General features: G+C 74.2%; 24 protein-coding genes. 12 read left to right on the top strand and 12 right to left on the bottom strand.

Annotation, left to right across the window (positions count from 1 at the left end):
- Positions 1-17: 17 nt before the first annotated feature.
- The 3 genes from AMK11_RS25050 to AMK11_RS25040 are packed head-to-tail and all read right to left on the bottom strand — an operon-like array spanning position 18 to position 1,785.
- On the bottom strand, positions 18-743 hold the full coding sequence (locus tag AMK11_RS25050; protein WP_073730263.1) for a metallophosphoesterase family protein: 726 nt from the start codon (positions 741-743) through the stop codon (positions 18-20).
- Positions 743-1,066, bottom strand: coding sequence for a BON domain-containing protein (locus tag AMK11_RS25045; protein ID WP_241847073.1), 324 nt, complete (start codon positions 1,064-1,066; stop codon positions 743-745). The genes AMK11_RS25050 and AMK11_RS25045 overlap by 1 nt, the downstream gene beginning before the upstream one ends.
- A complete protein-coding gene (locus AMK11_RS25040) occupies positions 1,063-1,785 on the bottom strand; it encodes a nucleotidyltransferase family protein (RefSeq protein ID WP_073730262.1) in 723 nt (240 codons plus the stop codon). Before AMK11_RS25040 ends, AMK11_RS25045 begins: the two co-directional genes overlap by 4 nt.
- A gap of 133 nt (positions 1,786-1,918) precedes the next feature.
- Between AMK11_RS25040 and AMK11_RS25035 the strand changes: the two genes are divergently transcribed.
- Positions 1,919-2,230: a hypothetical protein gene (locus tag AMK11_RS25035; protein WP_073730261.1), complete on the top strand. Its 312-nt coding sequence runs from the start codon at positions 1,919-1,921 to the stop codon at positions 2,228-2,230.
- A 27-nt stretch (positions 2,231-2,257) separates the two neighbouring features.
- On the opposite strand, the gene AMK11_RS25030 is transcribed toward AMK11_RS25035, so the two are convergent.
- On the bottom strand, positions 2,258-3,442 hold the full coding sequence (locus AMK11_RS25030) for a PP2C family protein-serine/threonine phosphatase (RefSeq protein WP_073730260.1): 1,185 nt from the start codon (positions 3,440-3,442) through the stop codon (positions 2,258-2,260).
- A 168-nt stretch (positions 3,443-3,610) separates the two neighbouring features.
- Between AMK11_RS25030 and AMK11_RS25025 the strand changes: the two genes are divergently transcribed.
- Entirely contained in the window at positions 3,611-4,024 is a 414-nt protein-coding gene (locus AMK11_RS25025; protein WP_073730259.1) for an SRPBCC family protein, read from the top strand.
- 362 nt (positions 4,025-4,386) lie between these two features.
- Here AMK11_RS25025 and AMK11_RS25020 read toward each other — a convergent pair whose 3' ends face one another.
- Positions 4,387-5,253 carry an MBL fold metallo-hydrolase gene (locus AMK11_RS25020; RefSeq protein WP_073730258.1) on the bottom strand — a complete coding sequence of 289 codons (867 nt, stop codon included), beginning with the start codon at positions 5,251-5,253 and terminating at the stop codon, positions 4,387-4,389.
- A 153-nt stretch (positions 5,254-5,406) separates the two neighbouring features.
- Between AMK11_RS25020 and AMK11_RS25015 the strand changes: the two genes are divergently transcribed.
- Complete coding sequence (locus tag AMK11_RS25015) at positions 5,407-6,648, top strand: cytochrome P450 (RefSeq protein ID WP_073730257.1); 1,242 nt, start codon at positions 5,407-5,409, stop codon at positions 6,646-6,648.
- A gap of 9 nt (positions 6,649-6,657) precedes the next feature.
- Here AMK11_RS25015 and ctaD read toward each other — a convergent pair whose 3' ends face one another.
- Positions 6,658-8,373, bottom strand: coding sequence for an aa3-type cytochrome oxidase subunit I (ctaD, locus tag AMK11_RS25010; RefSeq protein ID WP_079187690.1), 1,716 nt, complete (start codon positions 8,371-8,373; stop codon positions 6,658-6,660).
- Between the two features lie 694 nt (positions 8,374-9,067).
- On the opposite strand from ctaD, the gene AMK11_RS25000 reads away from it, so the two are divergent.
- The 3 genes from AMK11_RS25000 (at position 9,068) to AMK11_RS24990 (ending at position 11,989) form a co-directional block, all read left to right on the top strand.
- Positions 9,068-10,111, top strand: coding sequence for a polyprenyl synthetase family protein (locus tag AMK11_RS25000; RefSeq protein WP_073730255.1), 1,044 nt, complete (start codon positions 9,068-9,070; stop codon positions 10,109-10,111).
- Between the two features lie 286 nt (positions 10,112-10,397).
- Positions 10,398-11,228 (top strand): ABC transporter ATP-binding protein, encoded by an 831-nt coding sequence (locus tag AMK11_RS24995; RefSeq protein WP_073730351.1) that lies wholly within the window; start codon positions 10,398-10,400, stop codon positions 11,226-11,228.
- Positions 11,225-11,989, top strand: a complete 765-nt coding sequence (locus AMK11_RS24990; protein ID WP_073730254.1) for an ABC transporter permease — start codon at positions 11,225-11,227, stop codon at positions 11,987-11,989. Before AMK11_RS24995 ends, AMK11_RS24990 begins: the two co-directional genes overlap by 4 nt.
- A gap of 50 nt (positions 11,990-12,039) precedes the next feature.
- Here the strand turns inward: AMK11_RS24990 and AMK11_RS24985 are convergent, their stop codons facing one another.
- Positions 12,040-12,282, bottom strand: coding sequence for a hypothetical protein (locus AMK11_RS24985; protein ID WP_073730253.1), 243 nt, complete (start codon positions 12,280-12,282; stop codon positions 12,040-12,042).
- 152 nt (positions 12,283-12,434) lie between these two features.
- Between AMK11_RS24985 and AMK11_RS24980 the strand changes: the two genes are divergently transcribed.
- Positions 12,435-13,037 carry a CAP domain-containing protein gene (locus AMK11_RS24980; RefSeq protein WP_158070998.1) on the top strand — a complete coding sequence of 201 codons (603 nt, stop codon included), beginning with the start codon at positions 12,435-12,437 and terminating at the stop codon, positions 13,035-13,037.
- A 22-nt stretch (positions 13,038-13,059) separates the two neighbouring features.
- Here AMK11_RS24980 and AMK11_RS24975 read toward each other — a convergent pair whose 3' ends face one another.
- Positions 13,060-14,142: a terpene synthase family protein gene (locus tag AMK11_RS24975; RefSeq protein WP_079187672.1), complete on the bottom strand. Its 1,083-nt coding sequence runs from the start codon at positions 14,140-14,142 to the stop codon at positions 13,060-13,062.
- 799 nt (positions 14,143-14,941) lie between these two features.
- On the opposite strand from AMK11_RS24975, the gene AMK11_RS24970 reads away from it, so the two are divergent.
- Together AMK11_RS24970 and AMK11_RS24965 are read left to right on the top strand one after the other, a co-directional pair.
- Positions 14,942-16,234, top strand: coding sequence for a cation:proton antiporter (locus tag AMK11_RS24970; protein ID WP_073730251.1), 1,293 nt, complete (start codon positions 14,942-14,944; stop codon positions 16,232-16,234).
- 114 nt (positions 16,235-16,348) lie between these two features.
- Positions 16,349-16,792: a hypothetical protein gene (locus AMK11_RS24965; protein WP_073730250.1), complete on the top strand. Its 444-nt coding sequence runs from the start codon at positions 16,349-16,351 to the stop codon at positions 16,790-16,792.
- 68 nt (positions 16,793-16,860) lie between these two features.
- Here the strand turns inward: AMK11_RS24965 and AMK11_RS24960 are convergent, their stop codons facing one another.
- Positions 16,861-18,024, bottom strand: coding sequence for a S1 family peptidase (locus AMK11_RS24960; protein WP_073730249.1), 1,164 nt, complete (start codon positions 18,022-18,024; stop codon positions 16,861-16,863).
- A gap of 246 nt (positions 18,025-18,270) precedes the next feature.
- Here AMK11_RS24960 and AMK11_RS24955 point away from each other — a divergent pair, with 246 nt between their 5' ends.
- The 3 genes from AMK11_RS24955 to AMK11_RS24945 are packed head-to-tail and all read left to right on the top strand — an operon-like array spanning position 18,271 to position 21,284.
- The gene (locus AMK11_RS24955; protein WP_073730248.1) at positions 18,271-18,771 is read left to right on the top strand and encodes an SRPBCC family protein; all 501 of its coding nucleotides are present in this window, start codon (positions 18,271-18,273) and stop codon (positions 18,769-18,771) included.
- Positions 18,764-20,383 carry a phytoene desaturase family protein gene (locus tag AMK11_RS24950; protein ID WP_073730247.1) on the top strand — a complete coding sequence of 540 codons (1,620 nt, stop codon included), beginning with the start codon at positions 18,764-18,766 and terminating at the stop codon, positions 20,381-20,383. The genes AMK11_RS24955 and AMK11_RS24950 overlap by 8 nt, the downstream gene beginning before the upstream one ends.
- Positions 20,384-20,417: 34 nt before the next feature.
- A complete protein-coding gene (locus AMK11_RS24945) occupies positions 20,418-21,284 on the top strand; it encodes an SDR family oxidoreductase (protein WP_073730246.1) in 867 nt (288 codons plus the stop codon).
- Between the two features lie 211 nt (positions 21,285-21,495).
- On the opposite strand, the gene AMK11_RS24940 is transcribed toward AMK11_RS24945, so the two are convergent.
- Genes AMK11_RS24940 through AMK11_RS24930 form a run of 3 tightly spaced genes read right to left on the bottom strand, consistent with a single transcriptional unit; the run spans position 21,496 to position 25,022 of the window.
- Positions 21,496-23,037 carry an NAD(P)/FAD-dependent oxidoreductase gene (locus tag AMK11_RS24940; RefSeq protein WP_073730245.1) on the bottom strand — a complete coding sequence of 514 codons (1,542 nt, stop codon included), beginning with the start codon at positions 23,035-23,037 and terminating at the stop codon, positions 21,496-21,498.
- Positions 23,038-23,051: 14 nt separating this feature from the next.
- Entirely contained in the window at positions 23,052-23,783 is a 732-nt protein-coding gene (locus AMK11_RS24935) for a methyltransferase domain-containing protein (RefSeq protein ID WP_073730244.1), read from the bottom strand.
- Positions 23,784-23,810: 27 nt separating this feature from the next.
- Positions 23,811-25,022 (bottom strand): lycopene cyclase family protein, encoded by a 1,212-nt coding sequence (locus AMK11_RS24930; protein ID WP_073730243.1) that lies wholly within the window; start codon positions 25,020-25,022, stop codon positions 23,811-23,813.
- Positions 25,023-25,244 lie beyond the last annotated feature (222 nt).

The raw sequence follows: 25,244 nt of genomic DNA, 5'->3' as shown, positions 1-25,244 counted from the left end.
GGGGCCCGCGGTGGCGGTCAGGCCGAACCCAGCTGGTAGACGTTGAAGGCCCGGCGGATGACCGGCTGGGCCACGTTGCGCACCCGTACGCCCCCCGCCGTCATCCCGTGCTCGGTGCCCAGATGCGCGTGGCCGTGGACGGCCAGGTCGGCGCCGGCCGTGTCGATCGCCTCGGCGAGCAGGTAGCTGCCCAGGAAGGGATGGATCTCCGGCGGCTCCCCGGCGAGCGTGTCGGCGACGGGGGAGAAGTGGGTCAGCGCCACCCGGGCCGCGCAGCCCTCCTCGTCCAGTCCCTTCAGCGCGGCGTGCAGACTGTCCGCCGAGCGGCGGGTGGTGCGCACGAACTCCTTCATCACCGGCTCCCCGAACTCACCGGCGCTGCGCCCGACGAACCCGCCGCCGAACCCCTTGGTCCCGGCGATCCCCACCCGGCCCCCGGCGCACTCCACGACGGTCCCCTCGCCCTCCAGGACGGTCACTCCGGCGTCCCGGAGGATGTCGGTGATCTTCTCGGGCTGTTCGTCGTGGTGGTCGTGGTTGCCGAGGACGGCCACCACCGGCACCGGCAGGCCGCGCACCTCCCGCGCCACCACCCGGGCCTCCCCGGGGGTGCCGTGCCGGGTGAGGTCCCCGGCGAGCAGCAGCAGGTCGGCACAGTCGGGCAGGGTCTCGAAGGCGGGCCGCAGCAGCCCCTCGCTGTCGGGGCCCATGTGGATGTCTCCGACGGCGGCGACGCGGATCATCACAGTTCCTCCGCATGGTCGGGACGGGTGGTCTCCGCCACCACGATGTCGGTGTGCACGGTGAGCCCGGCCAGCTCCTCGCGGGCGACCCGCAGCACGCTCTCGCGGCACCGCGCCGACGGCACCGTGCCGGTGAGCGCGATCGCCCCCGCCCGGATCTCGGCCCGTACCCCGAGTTCACCGAGTTCCTCGGCGGCCAGCCGGTCGTGCAGGTGGGCCACGCGGTACTCGACGTTCTCGGTACTCCCCGCGTTCCCGGCGGTCCCGCCCGCGGAGGCGGGGCCGCTCGCCGCGGGGCCCTGGTGTCCGACGGGGTCGCTCATCGCTGCTCCTCCTTCGGGGCGGTGGCCGCGGGGGCGGCCGGGGGACCGGCCGGAGAGATGATCTCCAGCCGTTCGAGGATGAAGAAGAACGCGGCGGGCATCGGGGCGTCACCGCAGTCGCGGCGCAACTCGTCCCAGTCGATCTTCTCCCGCAGGGTGCGGGCGATCGGCAGCACCGCACCGAAGTCGCAGTGGTGCTCGGAGAAGGCCGCGAGTAGACCGCGCAGCAGGTCGGTCGGTGCCAGCACCGGCATGAGCACCGAGTCGACCGACAGGTCCTGGGCCCGGGACAGCAGCTCCGTGGTGACGGACTCGTGGGCCAGCTCGAAGATGAGGTCGACCTGCTGGCCCAGGCAGTTCGCCTTCAGCAGCCAGTCCTCGGGCGGCGTGTACACCGTCAGACCAGCCTCCCGCAGGGTCTCGGCCACGGCCGTCGCGTCGTCGGGACGGATGCAGAAGTCGACGTCGTGCTGGAGATTCTGGGTGCCGCCGTGCGCGTAGACGGCGACGCTGCCGGCCAGCGCGAACGGGTGCTCGTTGCGCTTCAGGATCGCGCCCACCTGCTTGGCCGCCTGGAGGATCGCCTGGTTGCGGTCGAGCGGGAGGTCTCCGTGGCGGGCGTCGTGCGGGGGGACGGGCCCGGGATCCCCCACCGTCGGACGGAGCTCGGAAACGCCGGCGCGCTGGTCGAGAGCGTGGTCGTCGGCGGGCTGCGTCATCGCTGTCCCCTCTCCGGGCTGCTGCCTGTCGCGGACCGGTCGTCCTCTGGCCCTGCGGGTACCCTGCGCGCCACCGCCGACACGACGGCCCTAGGGGCTGTGGCGGCGGGGCGATCGGGGGAACCCGGGCGGCATGAACGACAAACAGGCGCAGCGGCGGACCGTGGCCGACGACCGGCGGACCGTGGAACGGCTGGTGGCGGCGTGGCTCGAGGAGACCGAACGCCACGACCGTGCGGCGGCCCGTGAGGCCCGCGCGGGCTGGGAACAGGGCGCTCTGTCCGAGCGGGCCGCCCAGGACCTCGCCACGTGGGTCACGGCGAGGATCACGGACACCGGATTCACGCAGGACGAGGGCCCCTACGTCGAAGGCCCCGTCCGGATCACCCCCGCCGACAAGGACACCGTGCACGACTGGCTGCGCGCGCGGGGGCACCGGGTGTGACGCCCCGGCCCGAAACGCCGCGGTACTTCAGCGGGCCGGCGGCCGCCATTCGAACATCAGGATCGTCGCGTCGTCCCGCAGCTGCCCGCCGGACTGCGAGTCCAGGATCGAGTGGATCAGCCGCCGCAAGGTCTCCGGGGCCAGCTCGCCGCCCGCCGTGGCCCGGATGACGTAGTCCGCGAACCGTTCGAGCCCGAACAGCTTCTCCTCCCGGGTGCGCGCCTCGGTGATCCCGTCGGTGTACAGCAGGACCCGGTCGCCGGGCTCCAGCCGCATCTCGTGCGTCCGGCGCGGCTCGGGGGACAGCTGGGCCGGCGCGCCCATCGGCGGGTCGGCCTCCCGCTCCAGGGCGTCGACGATCAACTGGTCACCGCGGATGAGCAGCGGCGCGGGGTGACCGCAGTTGCTCCACCGCAGCAGCCCGGTCTCGTACTCCAGCTGGGCGAGGACCGCGGTGCAGTACTGCTCCGGCAGCCACCCGGCCAGCGCCTCGTCGACGCACCGCACGAGCGTGGGCAGGTCGGCCCCGTTGCGCCGCGCGTTGCGACAGGCGGCCAGTGCCACCGCGCTCGTCAGTCCGGAGGCGAGGTCGTGCCCCATGGCGTCGATGACCGACACGTGCAGCTTCGTCTGAGTGAGCGAGTGGTCGAAGGCGTCGCCGCCGAGCTCGTAGGCGGGTTCCAGCACGGCCGTGGACACCACGTGCGAGTTGCCGATGGTGCGGGGCGGCAGGAAGGCACGGAGCAGCTCGGAGGTGAGGTGCATCCGCTCGGTGCGCGTGTGCCGGACGAACGAGTCCTCGAAGGCCCTCTTGGACGTGATCATCATGGCCAGCAGCGAGGCCAGCGCCCGGCTGCGGACCAGCGTGGCGGTGGTGAGCGCCGGCGTGTGCACCCCCAGCACGCCGAGCCGTTCGGCACCGTCGAGCAGGGGCAGCCACGCCGTGACGCCGCCGGTCTCGGACTCCTCGACGCGCAGCGCCTGCGTCCGGTAGGCCCAGCCGGCCAGTGAGCCGTCGACGGGGATGACGGGTGCCACGTCGGTCTGCGGCACGAGGTGCCGCTGCTGGAGGTCGACGAGGTAGACCACGGCGTGCTGGAGGTCCAGGGCCTCGGTGCAACGGGTCACGGCGGTGGCCAGGTCCAGTGTCAGATGGGCCGGATCGGCGAGGAACTCCTGCAGGAGCGCCTCGCTCGCCTCTGACGTCGACACCTCGTCTCCCCTCGTCGACGAACCCGCCGGGACGGGACACGTTGCCAGCAGTCTGGCACCGCGCGCCCCGCCCCGCCCGGCGGGCCGGTCACCCGCCGAGCGCTTCGGTCCCGGCAGAGGGGGCACGCGTCCCGTCGTAGGCCCCCGAACGCCGAGGAGTGGTGCCACATGACCGAGTACGAGCGTTCCCGCACCATGCCGGCCCATCCCGAACAGGTCTTCGACCAGGCCGCGAACGTCGGGCAACTCGACACGTGGCTCCCTCGGGACCTGCACGTGGAGCCGGAGGAACCGCCCGCCGTCACCGTGCACGAGGACCGCACCGACCAGGACACCTCCGCGCTGCTGAGCGCCCGGCCCGAGCAGATGCGGCTCGAGTGGGGCACCCGCGACCAGGGCAGCTACGCCGGCTGGCTGCAGGTCGCCGGACTGGACAGCGGGGCCAGCGAGGTGACGGTGCACCTGTCGTTCTTCGACGAGGACCACGACCCGGGGCAGCCCGCGGTGGCCGAGGCCCTGGACGGCAGCCTGCGGCGCCTGGAGGAACAGGTGCGGATGCGCACCGACAACGCGGCCGGCTGACGCGGGCGGCCCGTGGCGGTCGTGCCGGGGCGTACGCCCTCGCCGTGGCCGTGTTCCCGGCGACCGCCGCGACGCCACCCTCCGCCCGGTCGGTCACCGCCGGGCAGCCGGACCCGCTGCCGATGTGCGTCGGCGAGACGCTGCCGCCCACCGTTTCCCACCGCGGGTACCGGACCGAGTGCGGCACCGGCGCCCTCCGGGTGACGGTCAGGGAGCGCGGCACCCGACGGGCCGAGCGGTCCCGACGCCCGCCGCGACACCGCCCTCCGGCCGGCCGGTCACCGCCGGGCAGCCCGGCCCGCTGCCGAGGAACGTCGGCGAGACGGTCGACACGCTGCGCGAGCGGTCCCGCCGGTTCGCCGTCACGTCACGACGGGCGGGCCGCCGTCCGGGCGCAGGACGGCCCGCTGACCGCGCCGGCAGTGCACGAGCCGGTCGGCGAGCCCCTTCCGGTCGGCCTCGGCGAGGAAGGCGTCGAGCGGTGAGCGGAAGACGGAGTAGTCGTCGTAGTGCACCGGCAGGATCAGGCGCGGGTCGAGACGGCGGGCGAGTTCCGCGCCCTGGCGTCCGTCCATGGTCACCACGAAGCCGCCCGGCAGCGTCGTCCCGCCCAGGTGCAGCACCGCCAGGTCCGGGCCCGGGAAGCGCCGGGCGATCTCGTCCAGGCCGTCGAAGAGCAGGGTGTCGCCGGAGACGTAGAGCCGGTGCCGTGGGGGACCCGCGGCCGGGCCGAACTCCAGCAGACTGCCCATCACCGGCGGCAGCAGGCGCCGCAGCACCGGGTGCCCGGCGTGCCGACCGGGCAGCGAGGTGATCCGCACCTGCGCGTCCGCGTGCCGCACGGTCTCCTCCTGCCAGGTGCGCAGCCCTACGGCACGGTGGAACCCGTGCACGCCCTGCAAGCGGCGGGAGGCGTGCGGGGTGGTGACGATCGGCAGCGACCGCGACAGGGACCGCCGGGCCCTGCGGTCCCAGTGGTCGCCGTGCAGGTGCGACAGCACCACGGCGTCGAGCTCCGGCAACTCGCCGGGGTCCAGCGCGGGCTCGGTCAGGCGCCGGCTCACCAGCCCGTACCCGAGGTGCGCGCGCTCGCCGCGGTGGAGGAAGTTCGGATCGGTGAGCAGGCTCAGCCCGCGGTAGCGGAGCAGCACCGTCGCGTTGCCGACGAAGTGGATCCGCAGGGAGTCGTCCGGGCTCTGGGCCGGGGACGAAGGCGTGGACGGGGACATGAGGGTGGTCCGATCCTGTCCGGGAGTACGGGCCGGGGCCCGGGCCGCCCGGCTCCGGGTCCCCGTGGGAGGACGGCGTACCCCGACCTCGGACCCTCACCCGGCCGCCCACGCCGTAGGTGTCCCTGGCGCGGCCCGGGGCACCCACCGGCCATGGACGCACGACGACGCCCGCTCATGGACCGCACCCTGGCCGTGCTCACCGAGGGGTACGCCTGGCTGCCCGACCGGATGCGCGAGAGCGCCGGCTCCGTGGTGCGCACCCGGCTGCTCGGCAGGCCCGCGCTCGCCGTACGCGGACCGGACGCCGTGCGCTTCTTCTACGACGAGACACACGTCCGCCGGCACGGCGCCGTCCCCGCGCCCGTGCTGGACACCCTGTTCGGGCAAGGCGCGGTGCACACCCTCGACGGCGGCGCCCACCGTGCCCGCAAGGAACTGTTCCTGCCGCTGCTCGACCCCGACCGGGTCGCCGGCCTCACCCGGCACGTCACCGAGGCCTGGGACGAGGCCGTGCCCGCCTGGAGCGGACGCGCCCGCGTCGTCCTGTTCGACGAGGCGGCCGTGGTGCTCACCCGCGGGGTCTGCCGCTGGGCCGGGCTCCCCGACGAAGCCGTCGACGCGGAGCCCCTCGCCCGGGACCTGATCGCGATGGTCGACGGCTTCGCCACCCCGGGACCGCGCCACCTGCGGGCCCGCCGGGCCCGGTCCCGGCAGGAGGCCCGGACGGCCCGGCTGATCGAGGACGTGCGGTCCGGGACGGTCACCGCCCCGGCCGGCTCGGTGCTCGAACGGGTCGCCCGGCACCGCGACGGCACCGACGGCCCACTGGATGCCCGGACCGCCGCGGTGGAACTGCTGAACGTGCTGCGGCCCACGGCCGCCGTCAGCTGGTTCGTGGCCTTCTCCGCGCACGCCCTGCACCGTTGGCCGGGCCACCGGGAGCGGCTGCGTGGCGGGGACGGCGCGTTCGCCACGGCGTTCGCGCACGAGGTCCGCCGCTTCTACCCCTTCGCCCCGTTCCTCGGCGGCCGGACCGTCACCGACCTCACCTGGCACGGCGAGTCCGTCCCGGCCGGCGGCATCCTGCTGCTGGACGTCTACGGACAGAACCACGACGAGGAGCTGTGGGGCGACCCGTACGCCTTCCGGCCCGAACGGTTCCTCGGCCGGCCCCCCGAGCGCGACGAACTGGTCCCGCAGGGCGGCGCCGATCCGGCCACCGGTCACCGCTGCCCCGGCGAGCGCCTCACCGTGGGCCTGCTGGAGGCGCTGGCGGTGCGGCTGGCCCGCCTGGAGTACACGGTCCCCGCCCAGGACCTGCGCATCCCCCTGCGCCGCATCCCGACCCGCCCGCGCAGCGGCTTCGCCGTCACCGGCGTACGGGCGCCCTGACGCGGTCCGTCACGAGCGGGCGCCCTTGTGCCCCCGGCCCGGCTCCACCGCGTCGCGCCGCCCCGTCTGCTCGGCCTGGTCGAGCCGGACGAGTTCAGGATGGTTCAGGTCGAAGGCCGGCGACTCGGAACGCACCCGGGGCAGCGCGTGGAAGTTGTGGCGCGGCGGGGGACAGGACGTGGCCCACTCCAGTGAACGCCCGTACCCCCAGGGGTCGTCGACCCCGACCGGCCGCCCGTACCTGGCGGTCTTCCAGACGTTGTAGAGGAACGGCAGCGTCGACAGCCCCAGCAGGAAGGCGCCGACCGAGGAGACGGTGTTCAGGGCCGTGAAGCCGTCGGCGGCCAGATAGTCCGCGTACCGGCGCGGCATGCCCTCCACACCGAGCCAGTGCTGCACCAGGAACGTGGTGTGGAAGCCGACGAAGAGCGTCCAGAAGTGCAGTTTCTCCAGCCGGTGGTCGAGCATGCGGCCCGTCATCTTCGGCCACCAGAAGCTGAAGCCGCCGAACATCGCGAACACGATGGTGCCGAACAGGACGTAGTGGAAGTGCGCGACGACGAAGTAGGAGTCGGTGACGTGCCAGTCCAGGGGCGGGGAGCCGAGGATCACCCCGGTCAGTCCGCCGAAGAGGAACGTCACCAGGAACCCGGCCGCCCACAGCATCGGCGGTTCGAAGGACAGCGACCCCCGCCACATCGTGCCGATCCAGTTGAAGAACTTCACGCCCGTGGGGACGGCGATGAGATACGTCAGGAAGGAGAAGAACGGCAGCAGCACGGCACCGGTGGCGAACATGTGGTGCGCCCAGACGGTGGCCGACAGCCCAGCGATGGCGATGGTCGCACCGACCAGCCCCATGTAACCGAAGACCGGCTTGCGGGCGAAGACCGGGATGATCTCGGTGACCACCCCGAAGAACGGCAGCGCGAGGATGTACACCTCGGGATGGCCGAAGAACCAGAACAGGTGCTGCCACAGGATCGCCCCGCCGTTCTCGGCGTCGAACACGTGCGCGCCGAAGTGCCGGTCCGCTTCCAGCACCAGCAGCGCTGCCGCCAGCACCGGGAAGGCCAGCAGTACCAGGACGGACGTCAGCAGCACGTTCCACACGAAGATCGGCATGCGGAAGACGGTCAGCCCGGGAGCGCGCATGCAGATGATGGTGGTGATGAAGTTGACCGCGCCCAGGATGGTGCCGAACCCCGACAGTGCCAGCCCCATGATCCACAGGTCGGCGCCGAGGTACGGGGAACGCAGGGGCCCGCTGAGCGGTGTGTAGGCGGTCCAGCCGAAGTCCGCGGCGCCCTGCGGGGTGAGGAAGCTCGCGAGGACGATCAGGCCGCCGAAGAGGAACAGCCAGTACGACAGCATGTTCAGCCTGGGGAAGGCCACGTCCGGGGAGCCGATCTGCAACGGCATGACCGCGTTGGCGAATCCCGCGAAGGTCGGGGTGGCGAACAGCAGGAGCATGATCGTGCCGTGCATCGTGAAGGACTGGTTGTACTGCTCGTTGGAGAGCAGTTGCAGCCCGGGGCGGGCCAGTTCCGCCCGGACGAGCATCGCCAGCGCTCCCGCGATCAGGAAGAACGCGAAGGACGTGATGAGGTAGAGGTGGCCGATGCGCTTGTGGTCGGTCGTGGTGAGCCAGGAGATGACCACCCGCCCTCTGTGGCGGCGTCGCGCCGCCGGGACCGGAGCGATCGGTTCGGTCTGTGTCGCCATCCGACCACAGCAGCCGACCCCCGGCCGCATGCGTCGACGCCACGTCACGCACCCACCCAGGTAGGGCCGATTGGCTGATCGTTTCTATCCGTCCGGGTGTGTCGCCGCCCCGAAGGGACGCCGCGGCCGTCACCCGAATGGCCCCCGCTCGCTACTGGTGGCGGCCGATCCGGTGTCTCCTGGAGTGTGTCAGCGGCGTCCAGGCTGGGAGGCCGATCATGTACGAAATGTGCGTGGGCCCGGAGAAGGCGGGCGGAGCGTTGGTGTGGCACGTGATGGCCAAGAAGGCAGCGGCCACTCTGTGCGGAGAGCAACTCCGCGAACGTATCGAAGCATCCGACGGCGAACGGGCACGCCACTGCCCGGACTGCATGGCTTCCTTCGAGAAGCTCATGGCAACCACGCCGTGCTGACGGACCGTCCGCGAACCGTCCGCCCCGTCGCATCCCGCGGCGGGGCGGACGGCGTACGGCGGTACGGCGGCACGCCCGGTCGTGGCGGGCGGTCGGCGTGATTGTCGGCTGGGTGCATGGTCATGGAGCTGGGCTGCTTCGGTGATCTTTCCCCGGGTGCTGCGCCAGGACTCGGCCCGCACGGTGCGGCAGCCGATTGACTGGCGGAGCGGCCGGCGCGGTGCGAGGCGCCGCCGGTCCCCGCTCACCTCCCCTGACGTCCCCATCGCGAGGAGTAGTTCGTGTCGCAGATCACCGACTCGGCCCCGGCAGACGCCTTTCCCCGGCTGGACTGGGTCGACGACGTGCTGTCGCCCGCCCTGCGGGCCGCGGTCGAGTCGCTGCCCGCCGCAGAGAGCCTGGTGGCCAGGTATCACCGGGGGTGGTGCGAGGCCGACGGCGAGCCCCGTACGTCCGCGTCCGGCGGTGGCAAGGTGGTGCGCCCGGCGCTCACCCTGCTGTCGGCCGTGGCCGTCGGCGGCAGCCCGTCGGACGCGGTGCCCGGCGCCGTGGCGGTGGAGCTGGTGCACGACTTCACCCTGCTGCACGACGACGTCATCGACGGCGACGCGCTGCGCCGGCACCGGCCCGCCGCCTGGTCCCTGTTCGGCACGCCCGCGGCCGTGCTCACCGGGGACGCGCTGCTGGTCGCCGCGATGCGCGCCCTGGCCCAGACCCCGCAGGCCCGCGCCGGAGCGGCCGTGCAGGAACTCGTGGGCGCCCTGCTGGAGCTGGTGGAGGGGCAGAGCGACGACGTCGCCTTCGAGAAGGCGCACGACGTGACGGTCGCCGACTACCTGGCCATGGCCGCCGGCAAGACCGGCGCCCTGATCGGCTGCGCCTGCGCACTCGGCGGTGTGCTGGCGGGCGCGGACAGCGTCCGGGTGGGCGGGCTGCGGGACTTCGGCCGGCACCTCGGCGTGGCCTTCCAGTGCGCGGACGACGTCCTCGGCATCTGGGGACGCACCGCGCGCAGCGGCAAACCGGTCGGCGCCGACCTGGCCGCACGCAAGAAGTCCCTCCCCGTGGTCGCGGCCCTCGCCGCCCCGGGGGCCGCGGCCGGGCGGCTGCGCGAGCTGTACCGGGCACCGCACCCGCTGACGGAGGACGACGTCGACCTGGCGCGTCACCTGGTGGAGGAGGCCGGCGGACGGCAGGCGGCCGAGGAGGAGGCCCGCCGCCAGACGGCGGCCGCACTGCGCTCCCTGTCGCTGGCGCGTCCCACCGCGGACGCCTACCGCCAACTGCACGACGTCGCCCGGTCGATGACCCGTCGCGAGTCCTGACGCGGATACCGACGCCGGACCACCGCGCGCAGCACCGTTCCAGCGGTCACCGCGACCCTGCTGGCACTCACTCGCCCTCCCTCCACCAATCAGCCCAGCCGACCGGAGCGACGACGCCACCGGCGCGTGACCTCGGGCCGGACGGACCGTTGTCCTGGCGATGACCGCTCCGTTCCCTCGCCCCGGCCGCGCCGTGGCCGTCCGCCGCGGCCCCGATCCGACGAAACACAGTGGAGCCGTGCAGACCACCGAGCACAGCGCAGCGCCCCCGGGCGACCTCCCGGCCGTGGCCGCCTACGGGCTGACCGTGACCCGGGGCACCCGGCCGGTGCTGCGCAACGTCAGTTTCACCCTTCCCCGCGGCCGCATCGTCGGCCTGCTCGGCCCGAGCGGATGCGGCAAGACCACCCTGCTGCGCTGCGTGGTCGGCGTACAGCAGCCGAACGCCGGGCACGTCCAGGTGCTCGGCCACTCGGCGGGCGCCTGGCCGCTGCGCACCCGCGTCGGCTACGTCACCCAGGCACCGTCCGTGTACGCCGACCTGACGGTGCTGGAGAACCTGCGGTACTTCGCCGCCGCCCTCGGCATGCGCGGCTGGCGCCGGGAGGACGCCGTGGTCCGCGTCGTGAAGGAGGTGGACCTGGTGGCGTACGCGGACCAGCCGGTCGCCCGGCTGTCGGGCGGTCAGTACTCGCGGGTCTCCCTCGCGGTGGCTCTGCTGAACCGGCCCGACCTGCTCGTGATGGACGAGCCCACCGTCGGCCTCGACCCGATGGTGCGCCGGGAGCTGTGGCTGGTGTTCCAGCGGCTGGCCGAGGAGGGCACCACACTCCTGGTGTCCAGCCACGTGATGGACGAGGCCGACCGCTGCGACCGGCTGCTCCTGATGCGCTCCGGCCGGCTCCTCGCCAGCGCCGACCGGGACAGCCTGCTGAAGCACACCGGCTGCGCCGAGGTCGAGGAGGCGTTCCTGCACCTCGTACGCGCCGCGGCGGCGGCGGAGGCGCGGGCGGCCCGGCGGCACGACGCCGTCGACGGCCTGTCGCCCCATCTGCTCGACCAGCCCGGCGCGCCCGACGCCGAGCGCACCTTCTTCGCTGCGGACTCCCTCACATGACTGTCACTCACCTGACCGACCGGCTGCCGTTCTCGCCCGGCATCATCACCGCGACCGCGGTGCGGGTGCTGCAGCAGATCTCGCGCGACCGCGGCAGCACCGCCCTCCTGCTGGGCATCCCCTGCATGCTCATGGTGCTGCTCAAGCTGATGTTCCACGACTCCGAGGAGACCTTCGAACGCGTCGGACCCCAGGTCTTCGGCATCTTCCCGGTCATCGTGATGTACCTGGTGGCCTCCGTGTCGACGCTGCGGGAGCGCACCTCGGGCACCGCGGAGCGCCTGCTGACGATGCCGGTCCGGCGGCTGGACATCGTCCTCGGCTACAGCCTCGCCTTCGCGTTCCTGGCGCTGCTCCAGGCCGTGCTGTCCACGCTGCTCTCGGTGGGCCCGCTGGGCCTGGACATCAAGGGACCCGCCTACCTGCTGATGGTCATCGCGATGCTCGGCGCCCTGCTGGGTCTGGCCCTCGGACTGCTGGTGAGCGCCTTCGCCCGCAACGAGTTCCAGGCGGTGCAGTTCCTGCCGGCCGGTGTCCTGCCCCAGTTCCTGGTCTGCGGACTGTTCGTGCCGCGCGACGAGATGCACGGCGCGCTGGCGGCCGTGGCCCGGGCGATGCCGATGACGTACGCCGTGCAGGCCGCGGGCGAGGCCGCCACGCACACGGGCGTCACCGGACTGTTCGTCCGCGACGCGGTGCTGATCCTCGTGTGCGTGGTGCTGGTGCTCGTGGCCAGCGCCGCCACGCTGAAACGACGATGAGGGCCGTCGACCGACGGCCCTCATCCGGGTGTTGCCGCTGCCCGGCCGCGCTAGCGCGCAAGCCCCCAGGAGAAGCCGCCGGAGACGCTGCCGAACTTCGGGATCTCGAACGGGCCGAAGTGCAGCGGCGGCTCGTGGCCGCCCCGGGACCCGTGGCCGCCGCCGTCGGGGCCGAGCGAGGCGACGGCCGGAGCCGACGCCTCGGCGGCACCGGCGGCCGACACGGCCCCGCCCGCCGTCAGGGCCAGCGCGGCCAGCGACACCACGGCGGCGCGGCGCAGCTTCAACGACATGAAATACCTCCGAAAGGAATCAAAAAAGGAGAGGGGGCGTGAACGGTTGCAATGCTAGCCAGTTCCGTCTCACCGTGTCGCCGTAAAAGGCCGTGTTCCCTCGAATGAAGTTGCCGGATACACCAGCTGGAAAAAGAAAGGCGATAAAGAATATGACCAGGATGCGGCGGCCGGCGCTCGTCCTCTGCGCGGTCCTCACCGCACTTCACGTGGTCCAGACAGCCGCCTGGGCCGGACCACCGCCCCCACCGACGCCGCCCACCCCCTACCGGGCGCCGCTGTGGCCGGTGCCCGAACCGGGCCGGTGGCAGCCCGCGCCCGGCCAGTCCGCCTCGGACTCGTCCGCCTCCCGCCCGCACAAGGGCGGTTCCGGCGCGGCGGACGAGCGCATGGTCGACGCCGTCAACCGGCAGCGGAAGCAGGCCGGCTGCTCCCCGGTGCGGCTGCACAGGGCGCTCGACCGGGCCGCGCAGAAGCACAGCAGCGCCATGGCCCGCACCCGTCGGCTGACCCACACGGGAACCGACGGCAGCAGCCCCGCCGACCGGATGCGGGCCGCCGGGTACCGGGTCGGCTCGGCCGGCGAGAACGTCGCCGCCGGGTCGGACACCGCCGAGGCCGCCGTGACCGTCTGGATGCGCAGCGCCCCGCACCGCGACATCCTCCTCACCTGCCGTTACACCCATGCCGGTGTCGGCCGGGCGAAGGGCTCCGGCGGGCCCTGGTGGACGCTCGACCTGGCCTCGGCGCGCTGAGGCGACCGCACCCGTCCGGGCGTCAGGAGAGGTCCGCGTCCCACCACCAGGCGATGGCCGGGGCGCCCTCCACCGGCCCCGGGCGGGTGTCGGACGGCTCGTCGGCCCAGGTCAGCAGCGTGTCGTCCATTTCGTCCAGCCAGTACCCGCTGCGGATGTACCGCGGCACCCGCAGCCCCCACTCGTTGTTGCCGCGGATGCCGTACGTGAGCCCGCCCAGATATGTGCGCAGGTCCTCTCCGGCGGTCGGCCGGACCCGGTCGTGCAGCTCGATGAAGCGCAGCAGGACGCGGTCCCGCAGGCCGGTGGCCGCCCGTACGGCGTCCTCGAGCGGGCAGGACAGTTCGTGCATCAGCACCGTGTAGACGTTCTGGTCGGCCTCCCCGCCGCCGAGTTCCTTGCGCAGGGAGTGCCCGTCGTTGTCCAGGGCGGCCACGAGGATGGCCATCTCGGTGAGCGCGCGGACGGCCGGGCGGTGCAGCTCAGAACCTGGGACCTGCGCACCGGTGGCCAGTTCCAGCAGGGCGAAGGTGGGCTCGCCGCCCGACGACAGCAGTCGCATCGTCAGGAAGTCGTCCAGGTCCGGCATGCGGCCGGCCGCCTGGTTGCCGATCTGCCAGGCCACCCCCGACAGCCAGGCGCGGTGGGCGTGCGCGAACCTGCTGACCTGCGTGGGCGGGGCGAAGCCGCGGAAGCGGCGCATGATGTCCTGAAGGGCGCCGACGAAGCGGTCCGAGCCCACGGCCGAATCCGTCTCGCAGGCCCGCTGCACCTGGCCGGCCAGCGCGTTGAACTGGGCCGGGCGGCTGCTGAGCGGACCGCTGTCGCACCGTGCGTCGTCGAAGGCGAAACCCCAGTACACCCACAGGGCCGCCGCCAGCAGCCGCTCCTCCTCGGCGACCGGTGCGAACCGGGCGAAGAAGTCGGTGCTGTGCGTCGCCACCGCCCAGGCCCGCTCGCGCTCCGAGGCGCACATTCCGCTGTCGTCGATCCATTTCACGGCCTGTTTCTCGACCTGCCGGACCCGGGGATGAATGGCGGACTCGAATGGGCAGAAGACCGGCGGCAATTCCACGCCGGAAACGCGGGCGGCGGGGGAGGTCATGGCAAGGCAAACCTTCCGGAGGGGAGACGGGGGATTCGCCCACGATCATGGAGAACCGGCCGAAGGAATGGGGACGTGACAGCCCGCCGGGCGGTGGCTGTCAGTCGAAAGGGTTCCGGACCTCATGGCGGTTGACGGCCGTGACGATCACTCGCCTGGTGCAGTGTCGGGGTCTCCGTCCGGGGCAGTCGCACGTCGTGCCCGGGCGCGCAGTCCTCCCGCGCCGGGGCCGCAGGGTGTGCCGCGGCCGGGATCCCCGAGTCGGCCGCGGCACGCCCTCCCGTGCCGCAGGGCAGTGCGTACCGCCGCCCACGATGGGTGTCGGCCGCGGCGGGTTATGGGTGCCGTCCCCGATGGCCGCCCGCCGGCCCGGCGTGCGACCGTTGGGCGATGCCGCGCCCCGGGGGCTCTGTCCGGGGGCCGGGGAGGGTTGCGGGGGAAGGAAGCCCCATCGGGGAAGGAAGCCCCATCGGGGAAGAAGGCCCCCATCTCGCCCGTCGTTCGCGGGCGTTGCCGCGTGGTCCGTTCCGGGTGTGCCGTCCGCACCCCGAGTGCCGGCGCGGCCGGTGGTCATCGGTGCGTACGGCCGTGGGGCACGGTCCGGGTCCGGGCGCCCGTCCGCCCGCACGCGTCGCGGCCCGGCCGGCCTGCGCCCGTCCGGCCCAGGAGTGGTGTCACGGTGCCGGCCGACGACGTCCGGCGGTACGACAGACGACGCGTCACAGACGAAGGAGAACCCGCATCCATCCCCGTCAAGTGAAGCCCTGCCGACCCTCCGCACGGTCGAAGGCGGTGACCCGTGGGACACGCTGACACCCTGCTCGCCATGGGCGGTGCCTTCCTGGCCGCCGCGTTCCTCGCCCGCCTCGGCGGCCGGATCGGACTTCCGACGATTCCCCTGTTCATGCTCGCCGGCATCCTGCTCGGCCCCCACACACCGGGCTTCGTCCTGGTCGAGGACGCGCACGACTTCGAGATGCTCTCCGCGCTCGGACTGGTGCTGCTGCTCTTCTACCTGGGCCTGGAGTTCCACCTCGACGACCTCAGGAGCGGCGGCAAACGGCTGCTGACCGCGGGCGGCATCTATCTGCTGCTGAACGTCGGTGCCGGGCTCGGCTTCGGGTTCGTCCTGGGCTGGGGCGTGCGCGAGGCGCTGGTGCTCGCCGGCGTGCTCGGCATATCCTCGTCCGCGATCGTCACCAAGATCCTCATCGACCTCGGCCGGATCGGGCGCCCCGAGACCCGTCTGATCCTGGGCGTCATCGTGGTCGAGGACATCTTCCTCGCGCTGTACCTGGCGGCCCTGCAACCGGTCATCGCGGGCGCCCACGGCGTCGCGGACATGGCCCTCCAGGCCGGCAAGGCCTTCGGCTTCCTGCTGGTGCTGGCCGCCGCCGCCCGCTACGGCACCCGGCTGGTGGGCCGCCTGATCGCGACCCGCGACAACGAACTGCTCGTCATCAGCTTCCTCGGCGCCGCGGTGCTCGTCGCCGGTGTCTCCGAGGTCCTGGGCGTCGCCGACGCCATCGGCGCCTTCATGGTCGGCCTCATCCTCGCCGGCACCCCGTCGGGGCCACGCATCCGGGAACTGGTGCACCCGCTGCGCGACGCCTTCGCCGCCATCTTCTTCTTCGCCTTCGGGCTCGCCATCGACCCCGGCGACATCGCCTCCGTCGCCGGTCCGGTCGCCGCGGCGGCCGCACTGACCGTCCTCGTGAACGTCGTCGCCGGGCTGTGTGTCGCCCGCGTGTACGACTACGGTGCCCAGCCCGCCGCCGAGATCGCCACCACCCTGGTCGCCCGCGGGGAGTTCGCGCTGATCCTCGCCGCTATGGCCGCGGGCGCCGGACTCGACGGGCGGCTCGCCCCCTTCATCGCCGGATACGTCCTCGTCCTCGCCGTGCTCGGCCCCATCGTCGCGGGACGGGCCCACGTGCTCGCCGGCTGGCTGCGGTCCGCCGGCCGGCTGCTTCCCGGGGCGCGGACGGCGGCCCGGCCGCACGGCGAACGGTCCGGCGAGGACGCGCAGGCGGGTGAACCGGCGGTGTCCGCGGCGGCCGCGTCCGCACCACGCGCGGAAGCCGACCGATAGGGCCGGCACCCGGCGCCCGGTACACCGCCCCGCGTCCCGGTGGGACAATCTGCCCGCAGGGCCGGTGTCCGATGCCGTGGTCGGAGCCGTCCGGGACCGGAAGGAGCCGTCAGCATGATCGAGTGGGTGCCTCTGGGCAGCGGTCCCAGACCCGTCCCCCGGCCGGTCGCTGCTCCGCTGGTGTGGGCGGGAGCCTTCGGCGGCGCCCTCGCCCTGGTGGCGCTCATCAACGGCACCGTGGGGTACGGCCGTCCGGGACTCGCCCTGGCCCTGCTCTCCTTGCTGGCGGCGCTCCTCGGGCTCTGCGCCCGGTTCACAGCCGCTCCCGGCACGGCCCTCCTGTGCTGGCTGTCGCTCAACGGCTTCGCCATCCCGCCGGCCGGCACCCTCACGTGGGCCGGGCGGCGGGACGCGCTCTGGCTGGCCTGCCTGCTCGGCGCGGCCCTCGTCGGCACGGCGCTGGCCCGCCTGGCGCACGCACGGGCCGCCTACCGCCGGCTGGCCACGGCGACCGGCCCCGAGGCACCGGACGGGGGCGCCGGGCCGGGGGGCTTCTGAGCCCCGCGCCGACTCACCGGCAGCCCCGCCGGTCACCCGGCGGAGCTGCGGTGCCGCCCCCGAGGGGGTCAGGCGGTGTGCAGGGTCAGCCCGTAGCGGTTGAGTATTTCGTTGACGGGCTGGAACCAGGTCTCCCCGCCGCTGGAGCAGTTGCCCCAGCCGCCCGAGGTGACGCCCTGCGCCTGGTCGCCGCTGATGAAGGAGCCGCCGGAGTCGCCGCCCTCGGCGCAGACGCTGGTCTTCGTCATCTGGTGCACCGCGCCCTGGCTGTAGTTGACCGTCTCGTTCTTGGCCAGCACGGTGCCGCAGTGCCAGTGAGTGGTGGAGCCGGAGCGGCAGACCGACGCGCCCACGGGAGCCTCGTTCGAACCGCGCACCAGCTGGTCGGAGACCGTGCCCCAGCCGAGGACCACCGGCACGGTCCACCAGCCGCTGCCCACGCTGACCCAGGCGTAGTCGTTGCCCGGGAAGGACGAGCCCTGGAACGTCCCGATGTGCGAGCCGTCCCAGCCGCGGACCGCCCCTCCCACACCGCCGCAGTGCCCGGCGGTGACGAAGCCGCCGTGCACCGAGAAGCCGATGGAGCAGCGGACGTTCCCGGTGTAGTACGGGTCTCCGCCGACCGTGCCGGCCGCGAAGGTGGCCGGTGCCGAGGCCACCGTGCGCACCGTGACCGGCCCGGCCTCGCGGGCCCGGTCCACGAAGCGGCGGACATCGTTGTCGGCCCGCTCGCCCCGGACCACGTCCACGACCACGGAGTTGGCGGCCGGGTCGACGTGCCAGCTGCTGACGCCCGCGGGGGCGTCGAGGCGGTCGATGCGGTCCTTGGCCGCGTCGAGCTGCCGCGCGCTGTGCTCGACGGTGCGCACGTGCGCACCGGTGGCGGCCACCGCCCGGACCGTCGTGGGCGACGCGTCCGAGGTGAGGGCCACCGTCAGCCGCCCGCGGCCGGCGTCGAACCAGGAGCCGCCGAACGCGTCCCCGGCGGCCCGGCGTGCCTCGGGAGCGAGGCCGGTGGCGCGGCGTTCGGCCACGAGCCGGTCCTCGGCCTCGGCCCGGGTGAGACCGAAGTCCCGCTGCATGGCGTCCAGGAGACCGGCGGAGGCGGCCGGTTCCCGGTCGGGGGCGGTGGGGGAGCCGGCCGCCGAGGCCGGCAGTGTGCCGGTCGCGGTGAGGCCGCCGAGCACGAGGAGCGTGGACAGGCCGAGGAGCCTGAGTCTGCTGCGTCTCACGGGAGTTGCCCTTCGTCGTTCCAGCAAGGTGGGGGTGGAACTGATGGGTGGAACAACCGCGTGTCTGAGAGCGCTCTCATCGGGGTCGCTCCGAGCTTAGCCAGGAAGGGGAGATCAGGTCCATGCCAATGCAGGGTCTTTCCTGGGACCTTCGCGCGGCAGCCCGGCAAGTCGGTTGGTCCGTCGCAGGCGGGGCACTCAGTGCTGCGTCCTTGCAGTGACGGTCCATCGGCGCGGGAGGCACGCGTGGCGGTTCGGCATCGGTTGATTCAGGCGAGTCCCCAGGCGGTGTGGGACGTCCTCGCGGACGGCGGCCTGTACGTGGAGTGGGTGGTGGGTCCGTCGGACGTCACCCCGAGGAGCGGACAGTGGCCGCAGGTCGGCGCGACGATCGCCTACGAGGTCCGGCTCGGGCCGCTGCGGCTGAACAACGAGTCGGTCGTCAGGCGCTGCGTGGCGGGCTCCGAGCTGGAGATCGAGGCCAAGGCGGGCCGGCTCGGCACCGCACGCATCGCCATCGAGCTGCGCCCCTGGGGCGAGCAGTGCCTGGTCATCGTCGACGAACACCCGCTGCGCGGCCCCGGCGGCTTCGTGCACAACGTGGGCGTCGAAGCGCTGATCCAGGTGCGGCACCGCGCGATGCTCGCCAGGCTGGCGAAGCTCTGCGAAAGCGGCGACGGGTGCCGTCCGGACCCGGGCGACACGGCCGGGTCCGTGGACCTCGGTACGGGAACCGGCCGTGCCTGACGCGGTCGTCGTCGGGGCGGGGCCCAACGGCCTGGTGGCGGCCAACCTGCTGGCGGACGCCGGCTGGAGCGTCGAGGTCCTGGAGGAGCAGCCCGAGCCGGGCGGCGGCGTGCGCCACGACAGCGAGGTCGCCCCCGGTTTCGTCAACGACCTGTTCAGCTCCTTCTACCCGCTCGCCGCCGCCTCCCCGGTCCTGGCCGGACTGCGGCTGCGGGACCACGGACTGCGCTGGGCCCACGCCCCGCACGTCCTCGCCCACCCCCTGACCGACGGCACCTGCGCCGTCCTCGACCGCGACGTCGCCGTCACCGCCGCCTCCCTCGACGCCTTCGCACCAGGCGACGGCGCCGCCTGGGACCGCCTGCACGCGGTGTGGGACCGCTACCGCGCCGACATCCTCGACGCCCTCTTCACGCCCTTCCCCCCGGTCCGGGCCGGCGCCCGGCTGGCCCTGCGGCTGCGCGGCGGCGGGGGCCTCCGACTGGCCCGCACCCTGGTGCTGCCGGTGCGCCGGATGGGCGAGGAGGAGTTCCGCGGCGAGGGCGGCAGACTGCTCCTGGCCGGCAACGCGCTGCACGCCGATCTCGCACCCGAGGCGGCCGGGAGCGGCGGCTTCGGCTGGCTGATGTCGATGCTCGGCCAGACCTACGGTTTCCCGGTGCCGTTGGGCGGCTCGGGAGCCCTCACCGCCGCCCTGGTCCACCGGCTGCGCTCCCGCGGCGGCACCCTGCGCTGCGGGCAGCGCGTCGAACGGGTCGTGGTCCGCGACCGGCGCGCGGTGGGCGTCCGCACGGCGGGCGGCGAGACGGTCGCCGCCCGCCGCGCCGTCCTCGCCGACGTGTCGGTGCCCGCGCTCTACGGCGATCTCGTCGCCCCCGAGCACCTGCCGGACCAGGTCCTCGCCGACCTGCGCCGCTTCCAGTGGGACTTCGCCACCTTCAAGGTCGACTGGGCGCTGGACGGCCCCGTGCCGTGGCGGTGCGAGGACGCGGCCCGGGCCGGAACCGTGCACCTGGCCGACGGTCTCGACGAGCTGACCCGGTTCGCCGCCCAGATCGCCATGCGGCAGGTCCCCGACCGTCCCTTCGCGTTGTTCGGCCAGATGACGACCACGGACCCGGTCCGCTCGCCGAGCGGCACCGAGTCCGCCTGGGCCTACACCCACGTCCCCCACGACATCCGGGCCGACGCGGGCGAGGAAGGCATCACCGGTAGCTGGGACGCCAGGGAGCGGGAACTCATGGCCGACCGGGTCGAACGCCAGGTGGAACGTTTCGCGCCCGGCTTCCGCGCGCTGATCCGGGCCCGCCGCGTCCTGGCCCCGCCGACGCTCCAGGCCCTGGACGCCAACCTGGAGGGCGGCGCCATCAACGGCGGCACCACCGCCATGCACCAGCAGCTCGTCTTCCGGCCGGTGCCCGGCACGGGGCGGCCGGAGACCCCGGTGGCCGGCCTCTTCCTCGCCTCCGCGGGCGCCCACCCGGGCGGGGGGGTGCACGGGGCGCCCGGCGCCAACGCCGCCCGCGCCGCCCTGCACAGGCACCGGTTCGCCGACCTCACGCGGGTGCAGCGCGCCCTGACCCGCCGCGACCGCACCGGCGACAAGAAGTGAACCTCCCCGCGCATCCCGAGGAAAGGGCCGGCCGGTGACCGACAGTCCCCTCAGCAACCGCACCGTCGTGGTGACCGGCGCCGCCCGCGGACTGGGCGCCGCCCTCGCCCGCGCCTGTGCGCTCCGGGGCGCCCGGCTCGCCCTGCTCGGCCACGAGAAACCGCTCCTGGACGCCCTGGCGGCGTCCCTGCCCACCCCGGCGCTCGCCGTCGGGGCCGACGTGACCGACCCCGTCGCGCTGGACGCGGCAGCCCGCGAGGTGCGCGGGCGCCTCGGGCCCCCGTCGGTCGTCGTCGCGAACGCCGGCATCGCGCTGGGCGGACCGTTCGCCACGTCGGACCCGGACGAGTGGCGCCGCGTCGTCGACGTGAACCTGACCGGGAGCGCCCACACGGCCCGCGCCTTCCTCCCGGACCTGCGCCGCACCGCCGGATACCACCTCCAGGTCGCCTCGCTGGCCTCACTCGGCTCCGCGCCCATGATGAGCGCCTACTGCGCCTCCAAGGCGGGCGTGGAGGCGTTCACCCACTCGCTGCGCGCCGAAGTCGCCCACCACGGAGTCGCCGTGGGCATCGCCTACCTCAACTGGATCGACACCGACATGATCCGCGACGCCGACCGGTACGCGGTCCTGCGCGAACTGCGCGCCCACATGCCGGCACCGGCGCGGCGCACCTTCCCGGCGGACATGGTCGCCGCCCGGCTGGTCCGCGCCGTGGAACGCCGCAGCACCGCCGTGTACGTGCCCCGCTGGCTGCGTCTGGCCCAGGCGGGACGCAGCGCCCTGCCACCCGTCGTCCTGCGGGTCGCCCGGCGCGACCTGCCCCGGCTGGAGGCCGAGGGGGCGATGAACCCGACCGGCCCGCTCGGCGCGGGCGGCGCGGCGGACCACGAGGCGTAGTGTCGCGGGGTGCGGCGGACGCTACCGCCACGAGGCGGGCCGGCCGGTGACGGTCCGCCCGGGCGGGCGGGTGTCCCGACGGCCCGGCGGTGGTACGGCACCGGGTGCTTGCCGTCCAGCCGCTCGTGCACCCGCCACGGGTTCGTCGTGACCGGTCACGCCCACGCGGCGGAGCCGCGCGATGTCGCCGCGGCGACGCGCACCGCGGGCGTCAGCGCGGCGGGCCTCCGAATCGCCGTGCCAGGGCGCGCAGCGGCGCCGACCGCCCCCGGTCGGGCACCGTCCACAGCGTCTCGCCGCGCACCCCCCACCGTTCCAGCAGGGCGTTGGCCGCGAGGAAGCCGGAGGTGGCGGCCCGTTCCATCAGGGCGACGGGCAGGCCGGTGCGGACGAGATCCCCGGCGACCACGACGGACGGGTCGGGGGTACGCACCGTCGGGCGGTCGCGGTAGCCGCCGACGGTGAACAGCGGGCAGTCGTCCCGCCACTCGTGCCGCGCGGCCAGGACCCGCGCCCGACGGGTCTCCGGATACACCCGGTACAACTGCTCGACCACCCGCTTCTCCTCGACCTCCCGGACGGCCGCCGCCGGCACGGCGTAGGCGTGGAGTTCGACGACGGACCCTCCGGTGCGCGCCGCCCAGCGGGCCGCCTCGCCCTCCCACCGGGAGAGCACACTGACGTTGTCCAGAGAGCCGTACCCGCCGGTGCCGAGGAACCCGGGCCGGCCGGACGCGACCGGACGGTCCAGCCACAGCCGGGAGACCAGGAACGGCGGCGCGTTCCGCAGCCGCGCCACCCTCTCCCGCCAGGCCGCGTCGCCCAGCTCCGGCGACCGGTCCACCAGCCCGCGCAGGCCACCGGTGTCCAGGGCCAGCACCACGGCGTCGTACGATCGAACACCGGCGTCGTCGGCCACCAGGTGACCGCCGGACGGAGCGGGCCGGACGGACCGCACGGGCGTGCTCGTGCGCACCTCGGTCCCCAGCCGGGCGAGGTGTCCCTCGAGGGGGTCCCACAGGGCCTGCGGGAACGGCTCGCGCGGGACGTCGAACAGCAGTCCCTCGCTGGAGCCGAGGAAGTAGATGTGGAACATCAGCGCCATCTCCGCGGCCGACAGCTCCCGCGGGTCGGCGAAGAAGCTGCGGGAGAACACCTCGAAGGCCAGGTGCCGTGCGGCGGCGGGAAAGCGGAGGCTGTCGAGGAAGTCGTGGGCGCTCACGTCGTCCAGGCGCTCGTGGACACCGCTGGTGCTGACGTCCAGGAGGGGCAGGGCCGCGGACGGCCGCAGGGCCAGCAGGTCGCGCAGGCCGAAGCTGGGGCTCAGGGCGACGAAGCCGAGCGCGCTCAGCGGGGGAGTGCGCGGCACCCGGCGGAATCCGTCGCGCAGCCCGCTGCTGTGCTGCAGCGGGTAGTCCGGCAGGCCCGTCAGCATGCCCAGCGTCGGATCACAGCGGCGCAGCAGCCCCCGCAGGTTGTAGTACTGGCGGAAGAACGCGTGGAAGCCGCGGCTCATCGTGGCGGGCGTGCCGTCGGGCAGCGTGACCGGCCGGCCGGAGACCCGTCCGCCGAGCACCGGTTCGCGTTCGTGGAGCACCACCCGCACCCCGCGCTCGGCCAGTGCGGTCGCCGCCGCGAGCCCCGCGATGCCCCCGCCGACCACCGCCACGGACGGCGGATCACCGGCCACCCGCTCCCGTCCCGGCCGGGGCAGGAGCGCCCGCGCCCGCCGGTCCCGGCCAGGCGGCCGCATCCCGTCGCGTCGCCTCACCGCGCACCGTCCGTCTCCACGCCGGCCCGGCGGCCGACGAACGTGTGGGCGATGCCCGTCTGCCAGCCGGGCAGCGGCAGCACCCGCACGTCCGCGAAACCGGCCCGGCCCAGCCGCGCGCCGAAGGCCGGCGCCGTATCGAATGCGGCGACGCTGCGCCACAGGTGCCGGTACAGGGCCCGGTCGCCGGTGGCCGTGCCGAGCGGCAGGATGACGCCCCGGCACACCGCGTCCCACACCAGCCGGTCCGCGCGCCGCCCGCCGAGCGCGTACTCGTGCACCGCCAGCCTCCCCCCGGGCGCCAGCAGACCGCGCACCGAACGCAGGACGGCGTCCGGATCGGTCAGGTTCCGGAAGAGGTAGGCGGCGAGCACCGCGTCGAACGGGCCGTGCACCCCGGCCCGGCGCAGTTCCTGCGCCGGGGCGTGCACGAACCGCACCCGCGCCGGCCACCGCTTGGCCCGGGCGCTTTCCAGCATGCCCGCCGAGGCGTCCACCCCGACGATCTCGGCGGCGGGGAAGGCAGCGGCCAGCGCCGCCGTCGACGCGCCCGTGCCGCAGCCGAGGTCCAGCACCCGGCGGCCCGCGCCGCCGTCCGGAAGGCCGAGCCGGCGGGCGGAGCGGCGCAACTGGGCGTGGTAGCCCGGGTTGAGCGCGACCAGACGGTCGTAGCGGCCGGCGCCGTGGTCGAAGGCGTCGGTGAGCGCGGCGTCGCGCAGCAAGGGCATCGGTCACTCCCGGGACGTGTCTCTGGGTCAGCTTTCTCGGCGGTCGGGCAGGGGGCGGCGCGGCAGCCACGGCAATTCGGCCGCCGTCCGCAGCATCGGCAGCACGGGAGTGCGCACCCCGACCGCGAGGTCCTCGTACAACCGGGACCGCCCGTCGAGGAAGCGCAGCAGCCGCCCGGCGGGTACGCGGTCGAACAGCCGGAAGAACAGGTCGGGGCCGTCCACCCGGCCGGTGTCCAGTGCCCGCAGCAGCACCGCGTCCATCAGCCTGGCCCGCGCCGGGTGCGGGGGCGGCGGCACCGGGCGGCGGCCCGCGCGCACGGCACGGGCGACGGCTTCGGACTGCCGCTGCACGGCGGCGAACGTGTAGCCGGTGGCCGCGCGGGTCGCCCCGCCCGCGCCGCCGATCCGGAAGACCGGACCGGAGCCCGCCACCCGCCGCTCGAACACCGCGTCGGTCATCGGGATCACCCCCTGTTCGGTCGACAGCACCTGGACGTCACCGGTGCGCAGGATGCGGCGCGTGTAGTCCGCCAGGGCCCGGTCGTACGCGTCGGACGGCAGCGGTGCCGGCCCGAACTCCGTGTACTCGACCAGCGCGGTGTGCCGCCCCGTCGGCAGGACGTACCCGAAGGACAGCCCGTGCTCCGGCTGCTGGGTACGGAAGTCCATGAGGTCGACCACCGCCGGGTCGAAGACCGGCCGTTCGGCGCGGACGAACCAGCCGCGGAAGTGCTGGAGCAGCAGGGAGCGGGCGGGCGGCAGCCGCTCGGGCGGGCGGGAGTCGAAGACCCAGCGGGCGCGCAGGTCGACGCGTGCGCCGTTGGCGTCCGTGGCCGGGACGCGGGCCGTCCCGTCGGCCGGCGTGGTCACCGTGCCGACCGTTGCCTCGAGCCGCCGCAACCCCGGCCGGTCCTTCAGGTCCCGGTCCACCAGCGCCTCGAAGTCGTCCGAGCGGACCATCTTGTAGCGCGCCGGCGCGATGTGCCGCCGGACGACGGCCCCGTCCCGGCCGCGCACCCGCAGCCACTCCCAGGACGCCGTCGCCGCCGCGTCGTAGCGTCCGGGACCCGTCTCCCAGAAGCACCAGGTGCGGGGCGGCGGGCGCAGCGGTCCGGGCGGCGGATCGATCAGGAGCACGGAGGGAGCCGCGCCGCGCGGCGCGTCCGCCAGGAGCCGGTGCGCCAGGGAGAGACCCGCGGCGCCGGCGCCGACGACCACGATGTCCGCGTCCACCACGTCCGCCTCCTTCCCGTCCGCCCGGTGCGCCTCCCACCCGGCCCGGCGGAGTATTCCGTCCCCCTGCCGCCCGCGGATGCACGGCGCGCTGAATCGCCCCGGCGCGGGTACCCACCGGGCGCCGGACACCCGCCGCACGGGTGACTGCGGGGCGTGAAGGGGCCCCGGGCGGCGTCGCGCCACAAGCGGCGGGGGAAGGGATGACGCCGAGTCACTTCCCTG

The organism is Streptomyces sp. CB02414 (assembly GCF_001905385.1).
Lineage (GTDB): Bacteria > Actinomycetota > Actinomycetes > Streptomycetales > Streptomycetaceae > Streptomyces.
This window is presented reverse-complemented; position numbering and strand designations above follow the sequence as displayed.

Coding starts and splice junctions, on each gene's coding strand:
- AMK11_RS25050 (WP_073730263.1), bottom strand. CDS start 743: ATGATCCGCGTCGCCGCCGTCGGAGACATCCACATGGGCCCCGACAGC.
- AMK11_RS25045 (WP_241847073.1), bottom strand. CDS start 1,066: ATGAGCGACCCCGTCGGACACCAGGGCCCCGCGGCGAGCGGCCCCGCC.
- AMK11_RS25040 (WP_073730262.1), bottom strand. CDS start 1,785: ATGACGCAGCCCGCCGACGACCACGCTCTCGACCAGCGCGCCGGCGTT.
- AMK11_RS25035 (WP_073730261.1), top strand. CDS start 1,919: ATGAACGACAAACAGGCGCAGCGGCGGACCGTGGCCGACGACCGGCGG.
- AMK11_RS25025 (WP_073730259.1), top strand. CDS start 3,611: ATGACCGAGTACGAGCGTTCCCGCACCATGCCGGCCCATCCCGAACAG.
- AMK11_RS25020 (WP_073730258.1), bottom strand. CDS start 5,253: ATGTCCCCGTCCACGCCTTCGTCCCCGGCCCAGAGCCCGGACGACTCC.
- AMK11_RS25015 (WP_073730257.1), top strand. CDS start 5,407: ATGGACGCACGACGACGCCCGCTCATGGACCGCACCCTGGCCGTGCTC.
- ctaD (WP_079187690.1), bottom strand. CDS start 8,373: ATGGCGACACAGACCGAACCGATCGCTCCGGTCCCGGCGGCGCGACGC.
- AMK11_RS24990 (WP_073730254.1), top strand. CDS start 11,225: ATGACTGTCACTCACCTGACCGACCGGCTGCCGTTCTCGCCCGGCATC.
- AMK11_RS24985 (WP_073730253.1), bottom strand. CDS start 12,282: ATGTCGTTGAAGCTGCGCCGCGCCGCCGTGGTGTCGCTGGCCGCGCTG.
- AMK11_RS24980 (WP_158070998.1), top strand. CDS start 12,435: ATGACCAGGATGCGGCGGCCGGCGCTCGTCCTCTGCGCGGTCCTCACC.
- AMK11_RS24975 (WP_079187672.1), bottom strand. CDS start 14,142: ATGACCTCCCCCGCCGCCCGCGTTTCCGGCGTGGAATTGCCGCCGGTC.
- AMK11_RS24965 (WP_073730250.1), top strand. CDS start 16,349: ATGATCGAGTGGGTGCCTCTGGGCAGCGGTCCCAGACCCGTCCCCCGG.
- AMK11_RS24940 (WP_073730245.1), bottom strand. CDS start 23,037: ATGCGGCCGCCTGGCCGGGACCGGCGGGCGCGGGCGCTCCTGCCCCGG.
- AMK11_RS24935 (WP_073730244.1), bottom strand. CDS start 23,783: ATGCCCTTGCTGCGCGACGCCGCGCTCACCGACGCCTTCGACCACGGC.